This window comes from Ruegeria sp. C11 (assembly GCF_056537725.1).
This window is the reverse complement of sequence record NZ_JBQFSB010000016.1, coordinates 44986-62187: the sequence shown is the minus strand read 5'-3', so window position 1 is coordinate 62187 and position 17202 is coordinate 44986. Positions and strand designations below refer to the sequence as shown.

The 17202-nt window shown below is 57.5% G+C and carries 17 protein-coding genes and 1 tRNA gene; 11 read left to right on the top strand and 7 right to left on the bottom strand.

Annotated features, from left to right (window positions below):
- Positions 1-256 precede the first annotated feature (256 nt).
- Both msrQ and msrP read right to left on the bottom strand, forming a co-directional pair.
- Positions 257-853 carry a protein-methionine-sulfoxide reductase heme-binding subunit MsrQ gene (gene msrQ / locus ACR0NA_RS20880; RefSeq protein WP_480732393.1) on the bottom strand — a complete coding sequence of 199 codons (597 nt, stop codon included), beginning with the start codon at positions 851-853 and terminating at the stop codon, positions 257-259.
- 4 nt (positions 854-857) lie between these two features.
- Positions 858-1757, bottom strand: coding sequence for a protein-methionine-sulfoxide reductase catalytic subunit MsrP (msrP, locus tag ACR0NA_RS20875; RefSeq protein ID WP_480732385.1), 900 nt, complete (start codon positions 1755-1757; stop codon positions 858-860).
- 194 nt (positions 1758-1951) lie between these two features.
- Here msrP and ACR0NA_RS20870 point away from each other — a divergent pair, with 194 nt between their 5' ends.
- Complete coding sequence (locus ACR0NA_RS20870; protein WP_480732383.1) at positions 1952-2341, top strand: hypothetical protein; 390 nt, start codon at positions 1952-1954, stop codon at positions 2339-2341.
- 123 nt (positions 2342-2464) lie between these two features.
- Positions 2465-3037: a hypothetical protein gene (locus tag ACR0NA_RS20865; protein WP_480732381.1), complete on the top strand. Its 573-nt coding sequence runs from the start codon at positions 2465-2467 to the stop codon at positions 3035-3037.
- Between the two features lie 114 nt (positions 3038-3151).
- On the opposite strand, the gene clpB is transcribed toward ACR0NA_RS20865, so the two are convergent.
- The gene (clpB, locus tag ACR0NA_RS20860; protein WP_480732379.1) at positions 3152-5770 is read right to left on the bottom strand and encodes an ATP-dependent chaperone ClpB; all 2619 of its coding nucleotides are present in this window, start codon (positions 5768-5770) and stop codon (positions 3152-3154) included.
- A gap of 127 nt (positions 5771-5897) precedes the next feature.
- Entirely contained in the window at positions 5898-6218 is a 321-nt protein-coding gene (locus ACR0NA_RS20855) for a hypothetical protein (protein ID WP_480732377.1), read from the bottom strand.
- 144 nt (positions 6219-6362) lie between these two features.
- Between ACR0NA_RS20855 and pyrF the strand changes: the two genes are divergently transcribed.
- Both pyrF and ACR0NA_RS20845 read left to right on the top strand, forming a co-directional pair.
- Positions 6363-7082, top strand: coding sequence for an orotidine-5'-phosphate decarboxylase (pyrF, locus tag ACR0NA_RS20850; RefSeq protein WP_480732375.1), 720 nt, complete (start codon positions 6363-6365; stop codon positions 7080-7082).
- A 398-nt stretch (positions 7083-7480) separates the two neighbouring features.
- Positions 7481-8734: a DNA polymerase IV gene (locus ACR0NA_RS20845; protein ID WP_480732373.1), complete on the top strand. Its 1254-nt coding sequence runs from the start codon at positions 7481-7483 to the stop codon at positions 8732-8734.
- Between the two features lie 41 nt (positions 8735-8775).
- On the opposite strand, the gene ACR0NA_RS20840 is transcribed toward ACR0NA_RS20845, so the two are convergent.
- Complete coding sequence (locus ACR0NA_RS20840) at positions 8776-9636, bottom strand: N-formylglutamate amidohydrolase (RefSeq protein ID WP_480732371.1); 861 nt, start codon at positions 9634-9636, stop codon at positions 8776-8778.
- A 148-nt stretch (positions 9637-9784) separates the two neighbouring features.
- Between ACR0NA_RS20840 and ACR0NA_RS20835 the strand changes: the two genes are divergently transcribed.
- Both ACR0NA_RS20835 and ykgO read left to right on the top strand, forming a co-directional pair.
- A tRNA-Val gene (locus ACR0NA_RS20835) sits at positions 9785-9859 on the top strand.
- Positions 9860-9937: 78 nt separating this feature from the next.
- On the top strand, positions 9938-10063 hold the full coding sequence (ykgO, locus tag ACR0NA_RS20830) for a type B 50S ribosomal protein L36 (RefSeq protein ID WP_005648635.1): 126 nt from the start codon (positions 9938-9940) through the stop codon (positions 10061-10063).
- 83 nt (positions 10064-10146) lie between these two features.
- Here ykgO and ACR0NA_RS20825 read toward each other — a convergent pair whose 3' ends face one another.
- Complete coding sequence (locus ACR0NA_RS20825) at positions 10147-10875, bottom strand: extensin-like domain-containing protein (protein WP_480732369.1); 729 nt, start codon at positions 10873-10875, stop codon at positions 10147-10149.
- Between the two features lie 243 nt (positions 10876-11118).
- On the opposite strand from ACR0NA_RS20825, the gene ACR0NA_RS20820 reads away from it, so the two are divergent.
- The 5 genes from ACR0NA_RS20820 to ACR0NA_RS20800 all read left to right on the top strand — a co-directional run bounded on the left by ACR0NA_RS20820 (position 11119) and on the right by ACR0NA_RS20800 (position 15485).
- Positions 11119-12720 (top strand): arylsulfatase, encoded by a 1602-nt coding sequence (locus tag ACR0NA_RS20820; protein ID WP_480732367.1) that lies wholly within the window; start codon positions 11119-11121, stop codon positions 12718-12720.
- A 118-nt stretch (positions 12721-12838) separates the two neighbouring features.
- Complete coding sequence (locus ACR0NA_RS20815; RefSeq protein WP_480732364.1) at positions 12839-13855, top strand: Fe(3+) ABC transporter substrate-binding protein; 1017 nt, start codon at positions 12839-12841, stop codon at positions 13853-13855.
- A gap of 120 nt (positions 13856-13975) precedes the next feature.
- Positions 13976-14530, top strand: a complete 555-nt coding sequence (locus ACR0NA_RS20810; RefSeq protein ID WP_480732363.1) for a helix-turn-helix domain-containing protein — start codon at positions 13976-13978, stop codon at positions 14528-14530.
- Positions 14531-14574: 44 nt separating this feature from the next.
- On the top strand, positions 14575-15045 hold the full coding sequence (locus ACR0NA_RS20805) for an N-acetyltransferase family protein (protein ID WP_480732361.1): 471 nt from the start codon (positions 14575-14577) through the stop codon (positions 15043-15045).
- Positions 15042-15485, top strand: a complete 444-nt coding sequence (locus ACR0NA_RS20800) for a DMT family transporter (protein ID WP_480732359.1) — start codon at positions 15042-15044, stop codon at positions 15483-15485. Before ACR0NA_RS20805 ends, ACR0NA_RS20800 begins: the two co-directional genes overlap by 4 nt.
- On the opposite strand, the gene ACR0NA_RS20795 is transcribed toward ACR0NA_RS20800, so the two are convergent.
- On the bottom strand, positions 15482-17149 hold the full coding sequence (locus ACR0NA_RS20795) for an ABC transporter permease (RefSeq protein ID WP_480732357.1): 1668 nt from the start codon (positions 17147-17149) through the stop codon (positions 15482-15484). The genes ACR0NA_RS20800 and ACR0NA_RS20795 overlap by 4 nt on opposite strands.
- Positions 17150-17202 lie beyond the last annotated feature (53 nt).

Below are 17202 nucleotides of genomic sequence, written 5' to 3'. Positions count from 1 at the left end.
CCGCCGCTTCCGCCGCGTCCCAAGCGCCTCAGCAGCGCCGGTGAAGGGGGTTCTAAGGTTTACTACAAACCGCCGCAAGCACAAAATTACTGAAACCGGCAAAAAATCCCTCAAAAACATTTTTATAAATAAAAACAATAAACTACCTAAGATCACAACGCACGAGAGGCTCGATTGACGGCGCAACTTGGCTTCCGAGACGGCATTTACACGGGGCTATTCACAGACTCGGCCGCGATTCAGGCGGAATCGGCAATCAGGCCCAGACCCTGACCTTGGAAATAGGCAGGCGCAGCCCCAGCAGAATCAAAACCAGCGTCAGATAAATAAGCGGCTCGATCTGAAATCCCTTGGCCAGCATGACGTAATGCAACGCCCCCAGAAATGCTGCGGGATAAACCAGCCGATGCAAGTTTCGCCACCGGGGGCCCAAGCGGCGAACGGACCAGTTGTTGGACGTCACGGCCAACGGCAACAACAGAAGATACCCGGCCATGCCCACAGTAATATAAGGGCGCTTTAGGATGTCCGCCCAGATTTGTCCCAGTATCTGCACATCCAGAACCAACCAAACAAGCAAATGCAGGCTTACATATCCAAAGGTCAGGACCCCGATTGCCCTGCGAAATTTCATCAGGTTCAAACCCAGAAACTTTCTCAGCGGGGTGATCGCCAGACCAAAGACAAGCAACTGCAACGAAAGCTCGCCGAGTTCATGTTCCAGGGCCTTGATCGGTTCGACCCCCAATCCGCCAGTTACGCCAAGATAAAACAGCCAGGGCGCAGGAAGCGCCCCCAGCAGGTAAACAGCCCAGACAGGGATACGGCGAAGTATCTGGTTTGTGGTCTGCATGGCGTCAGTAATACTCGGACAGATCCATGCCATCATAAAGGCTGGCGACCTCTTTTTCATAGCCGTTGAACATCAGCGTCGGTTCACGCTTGGCAAACAGGCCGCCACCGATTCGCCGCTCCGAGGCTTGCGACCACCGCGGATGATTCACGTTTGGGTTAACGTTGCTGTAGAAACCGTATTCCCTTGGATTGGTCATGTTCCAGCTTGTGGGTGGTTCTTCGTCTGTCAGTGTAATGCGGACAATCGACTTGATTGACTTGAATCCATACTTCCACGGCACCACCAGCCGTAGCGGCGCACCGTTCTGGTTGGGTATCGGTTTGTTGTAGATTCCGGTGGCCATCAGGGTCAGCGGGTGCATGGCTTCGTCCAGCCGAAGGCCTTCGCGATACGGCCAATCCAGCACCGGGTATTGCGTGCCGGGCATTTCTTCAGGTCGGTAGAGGGTTTCGAAGGCAACATACTTCGCACCTTCACTGACGCCCGCCATGTTCAGCAAATCAGCCAGTTCGAACCCGTTCCAAGGCACGATCATCGACCAAGCCTCAACGCAGCGGAAGCGATAGATGCGCTCCTCAATGGTCATTTCGGACATGATGTCCTTGAAATCATAATCGCCTGGGCGCTCGACCATCCCATCGATCTTTACGCTCCAGGGATCGGTCGTCAGGGCGCCTGCGTATTTAGCCGGGTCATCCTTGCCGGTGCCAAACTCGTAGAAATTGTTGTACGACGTTATTTCTTCCCAGCTGTTGGGCGCGATAGATTCAGCCAGCGCAGGACCTGCCAGTGCCGCCAGCCCCATCCCGCCCGCGCCTGCGATGAACGACCTGCGGTTCAGGAACACCGCCTCGGGTGTCACATCTTGGCGGCTCAAGTTGTTTCGCCAGCGATTGGCCATTTCCGTCTCCGATCGATTTCGTTTTGTCCGATTTAGGGGATTTATACATGGAAGCCAAAGCAACTACGCTCACGATCGTGATATGGAATTGTAACGAAATTCCTGTCGGTTGGCGCGTTGGGCCACCAAAGAGCAAGACATGATCCACTTTCGCCCCTGCTGCGTATTCTAAAGTAACAAGGCCGGAGATCACCATGAAGCACCACTCAGCCCTCGCTATTTCTCTGATACTTCTCGCCACGACGGTTCACGCGGGCAACGAATCGAGGTCTCAGGCCTATCCTCTTGCCAATGGCCTGATCGAAGTCGTTGCCGACTTTTCAGAAAACTCGATCTATTGGTGTGGTGCCGGAGACTATGCCCTGACACGCCTGTCGAAATCGGCAACCGCGCGGCTGTATGTCTGGCAGGGTCCTGCGGCCAGCACCGCCCGCCCGGGAGAACGCGCAGTGACCTTCGGGTTCGAAAGCCCCCCCGGAATTGGCGAGGTCAGCAGCCTTACAAACGATGTCACGCTTATCGGTAACTCACTTTCCGTCGCGCAAGCCAAGAAAACCTGCGACGAGAGAACGACCAGCGGTTAGTGAAAAGAGCCACCGGGCGACGTGCAGAAGACGACTGCCGGGCATGGTATTACCACTCAAGCCACTCCCCCCCAGCGTATGATAAGATCGGGATATTACGATCGTATGGGGCGAATTGATCGCATGCCCAGATTATTCAGCTTCATCGCCGCAATAGCCTTGTCAGTTACTGCAAGCTCATCCGTTTTGTACGCTTCCGGGGGTCAGACCGTGGAAGAGGGCTGGTCACCCACCGAACCGTATCCGTCACAAGAAGTCTACTTTCCCGGAACCGAGGCGACGGGGCCGGAAGAGATACGTGTCATCGCCTGCGGGTCCGGTATGCCCAAGTTTCAACCGGCCGAAGCGATCTATGTCAGCACTCTGGTACACACGACCGCGCCAGTGTTCGGCAAGATCATGGCACTGACAATGCCTCGCCGCGCTGTCGCATATCACTTCCAGAATGATCCCCACACTCTTCCGGCTGACGTGACAGAGGTGCGCAAGACATATGACGGGCCAGTGGATTTTGCTGTCGATGGGATGGTCTGGAACATCACAAAAGATGAAATTCGGCCCCGTGTCGCCATGCTGAATTCACAACATTCCCGCCGCCTTCGGTTACGTCCAGACAGCAAACTGCACCGGGCGGAGAGAAATACGAAACGCCACAGTGGATTTTGCAGGGCTATGAGTGGGACACGCTGGAACTGATGGACAAGATCCACGAAGAATTCAATGAAGAGTTCGGAACGGACTTCCAGTTTCCTCTGCGACCTGAATAGCCGCAAGAAAAAGGCCCGCCGGATCAGCGGGCCTTCATCACTTTTAATGGACCACAGCATCGTCCGGACGTGGGCGCTCTGACGTACCCAGCCGGTCACCGATGATCAGGCCTTCGGGCCCGGCGGTGACCGGAACGGTCTCGCCATCCCTGATCTCACCGGCCAGCAACGCCTCGGCCAGCGGGTTCTGCAAGGCGCGCTGGATCACGCGCTTCAGCGGACGGGCCCCAAAGACCGGGTCATAGCCTTCATTGGCCAGCCATTCTTTGGCCACATCGTCCAGTGCCAGCTCGATCTTGCGGGCGGCCAGACGTTTTTGCAGACGCGCCATCTGGATATCGACGATACCATCCATATCGGCCCGCTTGAGCCGGTCAAAGATGATGGTCTCATCCAGACGGTTCAGAAACTCGGGCCGGAAATGTGCCCGGACCGCATCCATCACGTCGCGTCGTGCCTGCGCGCTGTCCGCGCCTTCAGGCAACTGGCTGAGCGCCTGCGAGCCGAGGTTCGACGTCAGGATGATCAGCGTCTGCTTGAAGTCGACGGTGCGGCCCTGACCATCGGTCAGAACACCATCGTCCAGAACCTGCAGCAACACGTTGAACACATCCGGGTGGGCCTTTTCGACCTCATCGAACAGCACGACCTGATAGGGCCTGCGCCGCACGGCTTCGGTCAAAACACCACCTTCGTCATAACCAACATAGCCCGGAGGGGCACCGATCAGACGGGCGACCGCGTGTTTCTCCATGAACTCGGACATGTCGATGCGCACCATCGCGTTGTCGTCGTCGAACAGAAAGTTCGCCACGGCCTTGGTCAGTTCGGTTTTACCCACGCCGGTCGGCCCGAGGAACAGGAACGAGCCCAGCGGGCGGTTCTCGTCATTCAGGCCCGCGCGCGCCCGACGAACGGCGTTGGCCACGGCGGTTACTGCCGCATCCTGACCGATCACGCGGGAATGCAGATCATCTTCCATCCGCAGCAATTTCTCGCGCTCGCCCTCAAGCATTTTCGAGGTCGGGATACCGGTCCAGCGTTCGACCACAGCAGCGATCTGGGTCGGCCGCACCGTTTCCTCAGCCATCATGGCGTTGCTTTCAGCGTTTTCGGCCTCGGTCAGCTTTTTCTCAAGCTCTGGGATCACGCCGTAAGACAGCTCACCCGCTTTGGCGAGGTTGCCTTCACGCTTGGCGATTTCCAGATCAGCCCGCGCCTTGTCCAGCTGCTCCTTAAGATCACGCGCACCCGCAAGCTTGTCGCGTTCGGCCTGCCACTGGGCGGTCATCTCAGCGGATTTTTCCTGAAGATCGGCCAGATCCTTTTGCAGGGATTCCAAGCGATCTTTTGATGCCGCGTCATCCTCAAGCTTCAGCGCTTCTTCCTCGATCTGCATTTGCAGGATCTGGCGATCCAGCTGATCGAGTTCCTCGGGCTTGCTATCCACTTCCATCCGCAGACGCGACGCCGCTTCATCGACAAGGTCGATGGCTTTGTCGGGCAGGAAACGGTCGGTGATATAGCGATGCGAGAGCGTCGCCGCCGATACCAGCGCCGAATCCGAGATGCGCACGCCATGGTGTAGCTCGTACTTTTCCTTGATGCCGCGCAGGATGCTGATCGTATCCTCGACCGTCGGTTCGGTGACCATCACGGGTTGGAACCGGCGCGCAAGGGCCGCGTCTTTTTCGACGTATTTGCGGTACTCATCCAGCGTGGTCGCGCCGATACAGTGCAACTCACCCCGGGCAAGCGCAGGCTTGATCAGGTTGGCGGCATCCATCGCGCCGTCGGATTTCCCAGCACCGACCAGCGTGTGCATCTCGTCGATGAACAGGATGATTTCACCGGCGGCCTCGGTGACCTCAGTCAGAACGGCCTTGAGACGTTCCTCGAACTCACCACGGTACTTCGCACCAGCGATCAGCGCGCCCATGTCGAGTGCGAGCAGCTTCTTGTCTTTCAGCGATTCAGGTACGTCACCGTTGATGATGCGCAGGGCCATCCCCTCGGCAATCGCGGTTTTACCAACGCCGGGTTCGCCAATCAGTACCGGGTTGTTTTTGGTCCGGCGGGACAAAACCTGCATCGAGCGGCGGATTTCCTCATCCCGTCCGATGATCGGATCGATCTTGCCCTCGGCTGCCGCCTCGGTCAGGTCACGCGCGTATTTTTTGAGCGCGTCATAGCCTTCTTCCGCAGACGCGGTATCAGCGGTGCGCCCCTTGCGGATATCGTTGATGGCCTCATTCAGTTTCTGTGCGGATACGGCCCCGGCTTCCAGCGCCTCTTTGGCTTTGGATTTCACCATGCACAGCGCCATCAGGACGCGTTCGACCGGCACAAAGCTGTCACCCGCCTTGGTAGCAATCTTTTCGGCCTCGTCCAGAACCTTCGCGGTCTGGCCGTCCATGTAAATCTGGCTTGCATCGCCGCTGACCTGCGGGATTTTGGTCAACGCAACATCCAGTGCCTCGACCACACGGATCGGAGCACCGCCAGCGCGTGTAATCAGGTTGCTGGCCAGCCCCTGATCGTCATCCATCAATGCTTTCAGAATATGTGTGGGCTCCAGCCTCTGGTGCCCCTCGCGCATCGCAATTGTCTGCGCAGCCTGCACGAATCCCCGTGCCCGCTCGGTGAACTTGTTCAAGTCCATGTTGTTCTCCTTTTCCAAGCGCCCTGAATGTGATGCGCCCGCTAGGCGGCACGCTTCGGTCTGGGCCTCGCATTCAATTTGGGAAATATCTTCGCCGCTTCAAGAGGCTAGACCGCAATATCCGGCACTATCCGCGAGGTATCGAATAAACGGTGTAGCCCCCGGTCTCGGCCATTTGTTGCGCTTCGTACATGTCCACCAACGATTGCGCCGCATCGCTGCCGGTGGGACAGGAAACAAGATCGGCAGTGTGGTCCAGAAATTCGACAGTAAATGCAGTTTCGCCTGTCAGCTGGCACCAGTCATCTTCTGATCTGTATCCACCCACGAGGCGCAGATCGTCATTTGTAGGGGCGGGGGCCGCGGCAGGTTGCACAGCCTCACTTTGCGGCACGTCATCACATGCAGCCAAATTCAGGATCACACCAAGCACAATCAGTTTTTTCATTTTCTGTCCCTGATAATTTAAATTTTCATTCTGAATTGGCGGCACCATAACACAGAGTGGAATCCGCTGCGCGAACCATCGCGCATGGACAGAAGCACCTGAACCCGCTAGGACGCAGACGTTTGCCAAAAAGGAGCTTGCCCCATGTCCGATGATCGCCTGATCGTAGCCCTCGATGTCCCCAATGCCCTGCAGGGGCTGGCCATGGCCGAGCGGCTGGGCGACAGCGTCTCCTTCTACAAGATCGGACTCGGCATGCTGACCGGCGGTGGGCTGGCGCTGGCCAATGAGCTTAAGCAGGATCACGGCAAGCGCATTTTTCTGGACATGAAGCTGTTCGACATCGGCAACACGGTCGAGAACGCCGTGCGCGGGCTGGCGCAGTTCGACCTGGATTTCCTGACCGTGCATGGCGACCCGCATGTCGTTCGCGCCGCCAAGGAAGGGGCTTCGGGCAAAGACCTAAAGATTCTTGCCGTGACCATCCTGACCTCGCTGAATCGCGAGGATTTGGATGCCAGCCTGCTGAAAGAGGGCGACGTGCAGGACCTGGTCGTTGAACGCGCGGCCAAGGCGCTGGAAGCCGGAGCAGACGGCGTCATCGCCAGCCCGCAAGAGGCCGCGCTGATCCGTTCCCTGCCTCAGGCCGAGGGGCGCTTGATCGTAACCCCCGGCGTACGCCCCGCTGGCGCCGATCTGGGTGATCAGAAACGTGTTGCGACACCGGCAAATGCTATCGCGGACGGTGTCGACCATATCGTTGTTGGCCGCCCGGTTTATCAGGCAGCGGACCCACGATTGGCCGCTGAAGCAATCCTGGCTGAGATGGCATCGCCCCAGGCATTAGCACCAAATCGAAGTTAAACCCCTAATTCATACGAGGTAGATTTTTCGATGCACGTTTCGAACTGTATCGAATGTAGTGGCAAAAATCGGGTACAGTTCGCCCCTCAACCAGTTAACTTGCCATCACTTTCCGACCCTGCCGCGCCAAATTGCCTCTGTGCCCGAAAATACACATGAAAAAAGCGAGTTTCGCCGCTGGCCTCTTCGACCTATCGCGACGGCGATTTTTGAGAGATTCTAAAAACGAGACACTCCCCGACGGACCATTTCTTCCTGAGGTTCGTCACCTCCCCCCGCCCAATTGCGGGGGGTCTTCTTGAAAACCCTCTAAATCATCTGATCCACTGTCGGGCTTTGAAAGGCCGCCGGAGTGCTGTAAATTCGCCCGGACCCGAAACCGCGCGTGAAAGAATTGGATGCCCGGTCTTTGCCGTGATTGCCTGCATCGCTTTGAAAATCAAAACCGATGCCCGAAATGCAACAGCCCACGGGTCAGGTTGCATCCGGAATTGTTCGATCTGACCATCGCACATATGGATTGCGATGCGTTTTATGCATCTGTTGAAAAGCGCGACAATCCGGAACTGGCCGATAAACCGGTCATCATTGGCGGCGGCAAACGAGGGGTCGTCTCCACGGCTTGTTATGTCGCACGCATTCGTGGCGTGCGGTCTGCCATGCCCATGTTCAAGGCACTGCAGCTATGCCCTGACGCGGTGGTCATCAAACCCCGCATGTCCGTCTATGCTGATGTTTCCAGACAAATACGGACAATGATGGACGAGTTGACACCGTCGGTTGAACCTTTGTCACTGGACGAAGCCTTCATGGATCTGTCGGGCACCGAACGCCTGCACGATGCGCCACCTGCGGTCATGCTGGCGCGGCTGACCAAACGGATGAAAGATGAATTGGGACTGACCGGATCGATCGGCCTGTCCCACAACAAGTTTCTGGCCAAGGTCGCTTCGGATCTGGACAAACCGCGCGGTTTCTCCGTGATCGGCAAGGCTGAAACGGCGGAATTTCTGCATGACAAACCCGTGCGTCTGATCTGGGGCATAGGCCCGGCAGCGCAAGAGTCGCTGGACCGGGTGGGCATCCGGACATTCACGGATCTGCTGCGCTGGGATCAGGAGGCGCTGACCGCGCGCTTTGGCTCGATGGGGTACCGTCTGTGGCATCTGGCCCGCGGGCAGGACAAGCGCCGTGTCTCGGCGGATGAGCCGATGAAATCCATCAGCAACGAAACGACATTCTTCGAAGACACTGCCAGTTCAGACATATTGGACGGCCATTTGTGGCGCATGTCAGAGAAAGTCGCGGACCGGGCCAAGGCCAGAGATCTGGCCGGGAGGGTCGTGACGCTCAAAGTCAAGAAATCCAATCACAAGGTCCTGACACGGCGTGTATCGCTGCGTGATCCAACCCAGATAGCGGATCGGATTTATCGCACGGCAAGTGGATTGTTCGAACAGGTCAGGGATGAAGGGCCCTTCCGATTGCTGGGATGCGGGATATCGGACCTCTGCAGCGCAGATCAGGCGGATATTTCAGGCGACCTGTTGGATCCGGGTGCAGAGCGGCGCTCCAAGGCAGAACGGGCCACGGATGAAATCCGAAAACGCTTTGGCACGGACGCGATCGTAAAAGGCCGGGCACTCAGATAGCCCACCTTTGTTGGTGCCCGAGGTATTTGGATTGATCAGTTCTACTCGGCGGCCAGCCGGGTTTCGTCACGACCGATATCGACGATTTCGGCTATCACGTCCCGAACAAGCTTTTGGAAGGCTCTGAAATTGGCGTTCGGAACAATTTTCTGTTCATCAATGTAAAGCGATCGGTCGATTTCAATCTGCACCGCATGCTGATTGCGCCCCGGACGGCCATAGGTCTGTGTGACATAGGCCCCCGCAAATGGCGCGTTTCGCACAACATTCAAACCCGCAGACGCAAAGGCCGCCTCGATCCGGTCAACGATCTCTCCGGACGCCGCAGCGCCGAATCGATCACCCAGCACGATTTCCGGTCTGCCGGATTGCCCGCGCCCCAACCCCGCGACGGCCTCGTGTGGCATCGAATGGCAATCAATCAGAATCGCCCTGCCAAATAGTTGGCGCGATTCGTCCAACAGGGTCTTCAACCGCGTATGGTAGGGATGCCAGAATGTATCCAGCCTGTAACGCGCCTCGGCCATCGACAATTTGCCACGATAGATCGCACGCCCATTCGCAACAACACGGGGAATCACCCCCAAACCTGACGCGACCCGAGGATTATGCCCCTGGCGGCGCGCGCCTTCGATCAGGGCGGGGTCCAGTTCGTCAGAATTGCGATTCAGATCCAGATAGGCCCGTGGCATCGACGCCTTCAGCAGGGGCGAACCAAATTCTGACGCAACGTCGAACAGCTGATCCACATATGCATCTTCCGAAGACCGAATCGTATGACGGCTCAGAACCGAGCGTTCCAGCAGCTCTGCGGGGTAGGCCCGGCTACTGTGAGGCGACGAAAAAACCACGCAGGACGTGCGATTTGCGGGTATATCCAGATGATACGCTGCGTTCTGCATGATCTCTCCTTGTTCGAAAGAATCATAGACTGGAAATTTGTTCTTCCAAACCCCTTGATCCCCCCAACGACTCCTTTTATAGAGCCCGCTACCGGCGCGGGGTTCCGCGCCCCATTTCATTATGGGGCTGGGCACGCAAAGGTTTCATGGGCGGTTAGCTCAGCGGTAGAGCACTTCGTTGACATCGAAGGGGTCACAAGTTCGATCCTTGTACCGCCCACCATGAATTCACGCCTCTGGACATCCGGGGGACCCGCTTAACCCAGGCGCTGGCCCGCGCCGCAGGAATTGGAGACAGGCCATGAAGGTCAAGAACTCGCTCCGCTCGCTGAAGAACCGGCACCGCGACTGCCGGGTCGTGCGTCGCAAAGGCCGCGTTTATGTGATCAACAAGACGCAGCGCAAGTTCAAAGCTCGCCAGGGCTAAGAACTGCACATACCGATTTGAAAGAACCGCGCCCAGGGCGCGGTTTTTTTGTTTGGGTCGTTGAACGAGTTGAAACAGCGCGGCTAGCGACAGAGAGATCCATTGCGCCGGCGTGCCGTATCAAAATGGAAATGCCCTTTGTGATATCGATCCGCATCGGGGCCAAGAACCGTGCCAAATAGACCGCAGGCACCGCTGTGCAACTCACGCATGAGTTTTCCCGAGCTTTCGGCATTCCACCCTTCGCCAACGGTAATCAATGTGCCATCCTTCAGCACGAAGGTAGAGATATCGATCGCCCGCCCTCTTGCATGCTCGGACAAACGCGCGCGGGGCTGATTGTTCTTTGTCTTGCAAGAATAGTGACCAACCAGACGCATCCCTTTCAAACCGCCGCCCAGATCGGCAAAAGCCGGTTTGGCCGTAGTTTCAATCCAGGTTTTGAGTGTAATCGCAGTCTCGCAATCCATCAGCGCCAGTTGGCTTAGCGCGATATCGGAAATTCTATAGACGCGAACCGGGTTTGCGATCCCGCAACCGCGATATTTACCCGTCATAGGCTTGAGCTTTTCGCCCAATATCGTCCAGTCGTGGCATACCGCACCACGCTTGCGCATTCGCTCGCGCCCTTGGGCGATTTTTCGAAATTTGCAGGGCCGCAATTCCGGTCTGGGTGAAATGACCACTCCGTTTTCGCGTGATGCAACTGCCTCCTGCGGGCCGGTGAGGCCCCCGACGATCGGCTCATAGGCAATAAGTTCGGATGGTTGAGCGCGTGGTCTGTCCGAACAATCCTGCGCGGCGTTCGCCATACTGGCGCATAGCAAAAATATGGCGATCAGTACCCGCATCAGATCAACTTATTACCCTCAAAGTCTGGCACACCTATATCCCGGCTGACCTCGAAACCTGCACCAAGTGTGCTTCGGGTATGAGTTAAATATCAATGCGCAAGAAGGATTTTTCTAAGCGCTGCACATGAAAAACTTTGCTTCAAGCCCAAGAATCGCTGAGCATTTAATGGTGTCTGATAACCGGATAAGGGCAGCACGACCATGAAACCGAATGTCATTCTTATTCTTGCCGATGACATGGGATTCGCCGATCTCGGTTGCACGGGTTCGGAGATTCGCACCCCAAACATTGACGCTTTGGCGCGGGGCGGCGTTCTTATGACGGCGATGTACAATTGCGCGCGTTGTTGTCCGACACGCGCGTCACTGCTCACCGGGCTCTACCCTCACAACGCCGGGATCGGACATATGGGAGCGGACTTGGGAACCCCTGCCTATCAGGGTTTTTTGCGCAACGACGCAGCAACAATCGCCGAACATCTGCGCGCTGAAGGGTATCGCACCTGCATGTCCGGCAAGTGGCACGTAGGCGGGGATTTCATGGCGCGCGAAGTGGACAGCTGGCGGGTCGGCGATGTCGATCATCCGACCCCACGGCAACGCGGTTTTGACCGGTTCTACGGTATCGTCGACGGCGTCACCCACTTCTTCTCACCGCATTTCATGTTGGAGGACGACAGCCGCGTCGAAACTTTCCCGGACGACTTTTACTTTACCGATGCCATCACGGCAAAAGCGATCGACATGATTGAGGAATCGGTCACGTTGGATCAGCCCTTTTTCCTGTACCTCGCCCACACCGCCCCACATTGGCCGCTGCACGCCCATCCCGAGGATATAGCCAGATACGAAGGCATCTATGACAAGGGATGGGACAAAACCCGGGCGGCCCGACATGAAGAAATGAACGCAATGGGGCTGTTTCAGACGAATTGGGAAATCAGCCCGCGTGATCCCGACGTTAAGCCTTGGGAAGATGAGGCAAACCGGGATTGGGAATCCCGCAAGATGGCAACCTATGCCGCGATGGTCGATCGCATGGATCAGTCGATCGGAACCCTGATCTCGGCCCTGAAACGTCTGGATCAGTTCGAAGACACTCTGATTCTGTTTCTTAGCGACAATGGTGGCTGCGCCGAGTTCATGGCCGAGGATGGATGGGCAAAGTTCTTTCCGAATGTCACCAACGATGGCCGTCCGATCACAATGGGAAACCGGTCTGATGTCATGCCCGGCGATGCACTGACCTATCAAAGCTACGACAAACCGTGGGCCAATGTCTCGAACGCACCGTTTCGGTTGTTCAAACATTATGTGCATGAGGGCGGAATATCGACACCCCTGGTTGCGCACTGGCCCAACGGATTTGGTGCGCAGCCCCCGCGGCACACCCCCTGCCATGTGGTCGATATCCTGCCGACCATTCTTGAGGTCACCGGCACCACGTACCTCAACGAATTGGGCGGGCAGGAAATACAACCCTGTCAGGGCGAGAGCTTGCTGGAACTCCTCTGCGGCAAGGACTGGTGTCGCGAACAGCCCATCTATTTCGAACACGAAGGAAATTCTGCCATTCGCCTTGGTCAGTTCAAACTGGTGCGCCTGCATGGGCAAGATTGGGAGCTTTACGACATCGAAGCGGACCGTACCGAGTTGCGGGATTTGATAGGTGGGGATCAGGTTCGCGCCGACAGTCTGATCCGACAGTATCAGGACTGGGCCGACAAAACCGGCGTTCTGGATTGGGACATCGCCCTTCCCCGCCTTTTGGCCGCGTGGGAAATGGACAATGCGGAAGGCTAACCTGCGACCGCATGACCTAGTATTTCAGTCGGAATCTCTTGCATCCAGCGCTGAAACATATAATTGAGAAAATCAGTAGGGTAATTGCCGGCCCTGAATCCAAAAGCTGGGACATGCTATGCTGAAATCCACCACCTGCATCGCCGCTGCGCTGACCGCAGTCATCGCCACCTCTGCGCTCGCCGAAGGCGAACTGAATCTGTATTCGTCGCGCCACTACGACACAGACGAGCGTCTGTATGCCGACTTCGAAGAAGCTACCGGGATCAAGATCAATCGCATCGAAGGCAAGGCCGACGAACTGATCGCCCGGATGGAAGCGGAAGGGGCCAACTCACCTGCGGACATTCTGCTAACGGTTGACACATCACGTTTGGCCCGCGCCAAAAACGCCGATATCCTGCAGCCGGTTGATAGCCCGGTACTCGAAGAGCGTATCCCCTCAAACCTGCAGGATAGCGACAACAACTGGTTCGGTTTCTCGCAGCGCGGCCGCATCATCTTCTTCGACAAGGAAAACGTCCCGAACCCGCCAGCGACCTATCTGGATCTGGCCAAACCCGAATATAAGGGTCTGATCTGTATCCGGTCGTCGACTAACACCTACAACCAGACCCTGCTTGCGTCGATTGTCACGCATGAAGGCGCAGAGGCGGCCAAAACCTGGGCTGAAGGCGTGGTTGCAAACATGGCGCGTGACCCACAAGGCGGTGATACGGACCAGTTGCGCGGTATCGTTTCAGGCGAATGTGATATCGCCGTTTCGAATACGTACTACTTCGCCCGTTCGATCCGGAAGGACGTCAAAGGCCTGTCGGCTGATCGAGAAATGATCGGATGGGTCTTTCCCAACCAGGACGGCACAGGTGCACATATGAACCTGTCTGGCGCCGGTGTAGCGGCGCACGCGCCCAACAAAGACAACGCTGTGAAGTTCCTTGAATATCTGGCAAGCGATCAGGCGCAGGTGTACTTCTCGGCCGGTAATGACGAATACCCGGCTGTCGATGGTGTCGCACTGGCAGAGTCTGTTGCCACGCTGGGTGAGTTCAAGTCTGACGAAGTGAACCTCTCTGAAGTCGCGAAAAACATTCCCGAAGCTCAGAAGATCTTTAACGAGGTCGGCTGGAAATAAACCGCACAAAAATTGGGCAGTCGGGGTGCAAGGGTCTCTCTTGCGCCCCTTTTTTCTTTTCAAATCTCATTTATTTCATCATACATTCCCGTATCAGAGAAATTGTTCCGGAAATGATCGATGCTGGATGAGCTATCACTTCGCCTTGCAGACCGCCTGAAAGAGCTGCGACAGTCACGCGGCTGGTCTCTGGACCAGCTGGCCGCGCAAAGCGGCCTCAGCCGCGCCACGCTCTCGCGTCTGGAAAAGGCCGAGGTCAGCCCAAGCGCCGAAAGCCTTGGGCGGTTATGTGCGGCTCACGACCTTCCGGTATCGCGCCTTCTGATGATGGTCGAAGAATCCTTCACGCCAAAAATCCCCTTTGAGCGTCAGCCGGAATGGCAGGACCCCGAATCCGGCTACACCCGGCGATCCGTGTCTCCGCCTGCCCCTGGCCTCAGCGGCGAGGTACTTGAATGCCATTTGCCGCCAGGAGCCGTCATTTCCTACGACATGCCCCCAAAACAGGGGCAGGAGCATCATCTGGTTCTGCTGGACGGGGCGTTGACGCTGACAGTAGATGAGACACCGCATCACCTCAACGCGGGGGACTGCCTGCGTTATCATCTGTCCGGACCTACCCGTTTTGAAACGGGACAGGCGCGAGGCGCGCGTTACATTTTGGTGCTGATTTGATTACCCGGCTGTCAGCGTCCCAATTCCCTGATGCGGCAGGCGATTTGACCGACATACTGCACGCCTGCGTCCACGACGGGGCCAGCATCGGCTTTGTGTTGCCGTTCTCGGGGATGCAAGCCTGCGCATACTGGCAGGAACGCGTCTTTCCTGTGCTGCAATCCGGCGGGCTTGAGGTGTTCATCGCGCGGCAGGACGGCCAGATTCTTGGCACCGTACAACTGGTCAGCGCACAGATGCCGAACCAGCAACATCGCGCGGATGTTGCCAAGCTGTTGGTGCACCCAAAGGCCCGGCGTCGCGGGCTGGGTGTTGCGCTGATGCGGGCATTGGAGGCACGTGCCCGGTCGCTCGGCAAGACACTGCTGGTTCTGGATACACGCAGCTCCGACCCGTCGCGAATGCTCTATCAGAACATCGGCTTTGAAACTGCGGGTGAAATCCCGGACTATTGCCGTAGCCCTGCTGAAGAACGGTTTGAACCCACAACTTACATGTTCAAGGCGCTGACATGACGGCCGCGCTTGTCCTCGCGGTAGTTGTGGGCGGGGCGCTCATCGCCGCGCAAGGGCCGATCTATGCCCGGATGGCAACGCAGCTTGGTGGCCCGGTTCAGGCGGCCGCGCTTGCATTCACCGTGGGGGCGCTGGCGCTGTTCGGGCTTCTTTGGACGATGGGTGGTACCCTGCCCCGCAGATCGGATGTGATCGCCCTTCCCATCTGGATGTGGTCAGCGGCGTTGATCGGGGTTTTTGTCGTTCTGACTTCAGTCCTTGCGGTGCCCCGGTTGGGGGTCGCGTCCTACATGGTCTGCGTGATCGTCGGGCAATTGGCGGCCAGCTATGCCTACGACCGTTTCGGTGCTTTTGGCCTGACCCAGCGCGAGTTTTCGGCAGGAAACCTGATCGGACTTAGCCTTGTCGCGGTGGGCGCTGTTCTGACCGTTTGGCGTTAACGGGTTTTCCCGACCTGGCGGCAGATCAGAATGACAGGCAGCAAACCAACGGCAAGGATGACCAAAGATGGCACAGCCGCACCTTCCAACCTCTCGTCCGATGCCAGTCGATAGGCCTGAACTGCAAGTGTGTCAAAGTTGAAAGGCCGCATGATCAGGGTCGCGGGCAGCTCTTTCATGACATCGACAAAAACGATCAGCAGCGCCGTCAGCAGCGAAGGTGTCAGGATCGGCAGATGCACGCGCCGCAATGTACCCAGCGGTGACTGCCCCAGTGATCGGGCCGCTGCGTCCATGTTCGCGTGAACCGTGCTCTGACCGCCCTCATATGCGCTGAGCGCGGCGGCCAGAAAGCGCACCATATAAGCGGCGACCAGCAACCAGATCGAGCCCGTGACCAGCAGCCCTGTCGAGACATCGAACGTTTCGCGCATCCACGCGTCCAAGGCATTGTCAAAGCTGGCAAATGGCACGATCAAACCAACCGCTATCACGCCACCGGGCACGGCATAACCCAACCGGGCGATATAGGCCGCTGTAGCCGAACCCCTGCCCGGCTTGAGACGTTGAAAAAACCCAACGCAGATTGCCGCGCATACGGTGACGACAGCAGCGGTTCCCGCCAGCATCAACGAGTTCCTGACAAAGCCGACATACCGGCTGGACAACAGGTTCTGTTCCGAGTCGAGACCCATCTGAACAAGGATCACCACAGGCAGAATGAACCCGAAAAACACAGGGATGATACATAAGGTAAAGGCCGCGACCGCCCGCCAGCCGCTGAGCTGTTCGGCGGGTAATGTCGTATGGCGTTTGCCCGACTGATAGTACTTTGCCTTGCCCCTTTGAATCCGCTCCATCACCGCCATGACAAGCGCGAAACCCAACAGGCAAAGGGCCAACTGCGCCGCCGCCGCCCGGTCTGCCATCGAAAACCAGCTGGTATAGATGCCGGTCGCAAAGGTCTGGACGCCGAAATAGGCGACGGTCCCGAAATCGGCGATGGTCTCCATGACTGCCAGCAGGACACCTCCGGCGATTGCCGGGCGCGCCATGGGCAGCGAAACACGCCAGAACGCCGCCCAGGGGTTGCTGCCCAGCGCGCGCGCCGCCAGAAATGCGGTTGCGCTTTGCTGCAAAAACGCGGCGCGGGCTAGCAGATAGACATAGGGATAAAGAACGAGGATCAGCATCACAGCCGCCCCCTCGGTCGATCGGATCTCGGGGAACCAATAGTCGCGCGGTCCCCAGCCCGTCACCTGCCGCAATGTAGTCTGGACGATACCCGGATGATCCAGAATGAACGTGTAGGCATAGGCAAGGACATAGGCCGGAAAGGCCAGCGGCAACACCAATGCAACCTCCAGCAACCGCACGCCGGGAAAGCGCGTCATGGTTACCAGCCACGCGGCGCCTACGCCAATTGCAAACGTTCCTGACGACACCAGCACAACAAGAATGGCCGTCGTCACCGCATAGCCGGGCAGGACGGTTTCCATGAGGTGCGATATCGTTTCCGTACCACCCGTCACCGCAGCCAATACGACGGCAACCATCGGCAACAGACAGGCACAGGCCACAAGAGTGGCCACTGCGCCCAGCACCCGGGTTCCCAACGCGCTGTGTCGGCGCGAGCCGTGTTGTGCGTATTCGATCTGAGCCATTGTTCCGGTCAAGGGCAGGTTACGGTTTCACAACCTTTAATCGACCAAATGAC

Coding starts and splice junctions, on each gene's coding strand:
- pyrF (WP_480732375.1), top strand. CDS start 6,363: ATGTCCGATGATCGCCTGATCGTAGCCCTCGATGTCCCCAATGCCCTG.
- ACR0NA_RS20870 (WP_480732383.1), top strand. CDS start 1,952: ATGAAGCACCACTCAGCCCTCGCTATTTCTCTGATACTTCTCGCCACG.
- ACR0NA_RS20815 (WP_480732364.1), top strand. CDS start 12,839: ATGCTGAAATCCACCACCTGCATCGCCGCTGCGCTGACCGCAGTCATC.
- ACR0NA_RS20800 (WP_480732359.1), top strand. CDS start 15,042: ATGACGGCCGCGCTTGTCCTCGCGGTAGTTGTGGGCGGGGCGCTCATC.
- ACR0NA_RS20845 (WP_480732373.1), top strand. CDS start 7,481: ATGCCCGGTCTTTGCCGTGATTGCCTGCATCGCTTTGAAAATCAAAAC.
- ACR0NA_RS20865 (WP_480732381.1), top strand. CDS start 2,465: ATGCCCAGATTATTCAGCTTCATCGCCGCAATAGCCTTGTCAGTTACT.
- clpB (WP_480732379.1), bottom strand. CDS start 5,770: ATGGACTTGAACAAGTTCACCGAGCGGGCACGGGGATTCGTGCAGGCT.
- ykgO (WP_005648635.1), top strand. CDS start 9,938: ATGAAGGTCAAGAACTCGCTCCGCTCGCTGAAGAACCGGCACCGCGAC.
- ACR0NA_RS20810 (WP_480732363.1), top strand. CDS start 13,976: ATGCTGGATGAGCTATCACTTCGCCTTGCAGACCGCCTGAAAGAGCTG.
- ACR0NA_RS20820 (WP_480732367.1), top strand. CDS start 11,119: ATGAAACCGAATGTCATTCTTATTCTTGCCGATGACATGGGATTCGCC.
- ACR0NA_RS20855 (WP_480732377.1), bottom strand. CDS start 6,218: ATGAAAAAACTGATTGTGCTTGGTGTGATCCTGAATTTGGCTGCATGT.
- ACR0NA_RS20795 (WP_480732357.1), bottom strand. CDS start 17,149: ATGGCTCAGATCGAATACGCACAACACGGCTCGCGCCGACACAGCGCG.
- msrQ (WP_480732393.1), bottom strand. CDS start 853: ATGCAGACCACAAACCAGATACTTCGCCGTATCCCTGTCTGGGCTGTT.
- ACR0NA_RS20825 (WP_480732369.1), bottom strand. CDS start 10,875: ATGGCGAACGCCGCGCAGGATTGTTCGGACAGACCACGCGCTCAACCA.
- ACR0NA_RS20840 (WP_480732371.1), bottom strand. CDS start 9,636: ATGCAGAACGCAGCGTATCATCTGGATATACCCGCAAATCGCACGTCC.
- msrP (WP_480732385.1), bottom strand. CDS start 1,757: ATGGCCAATCGCTGGCGAAACAACTTGAGCCGCCAAGATGTGACACCC.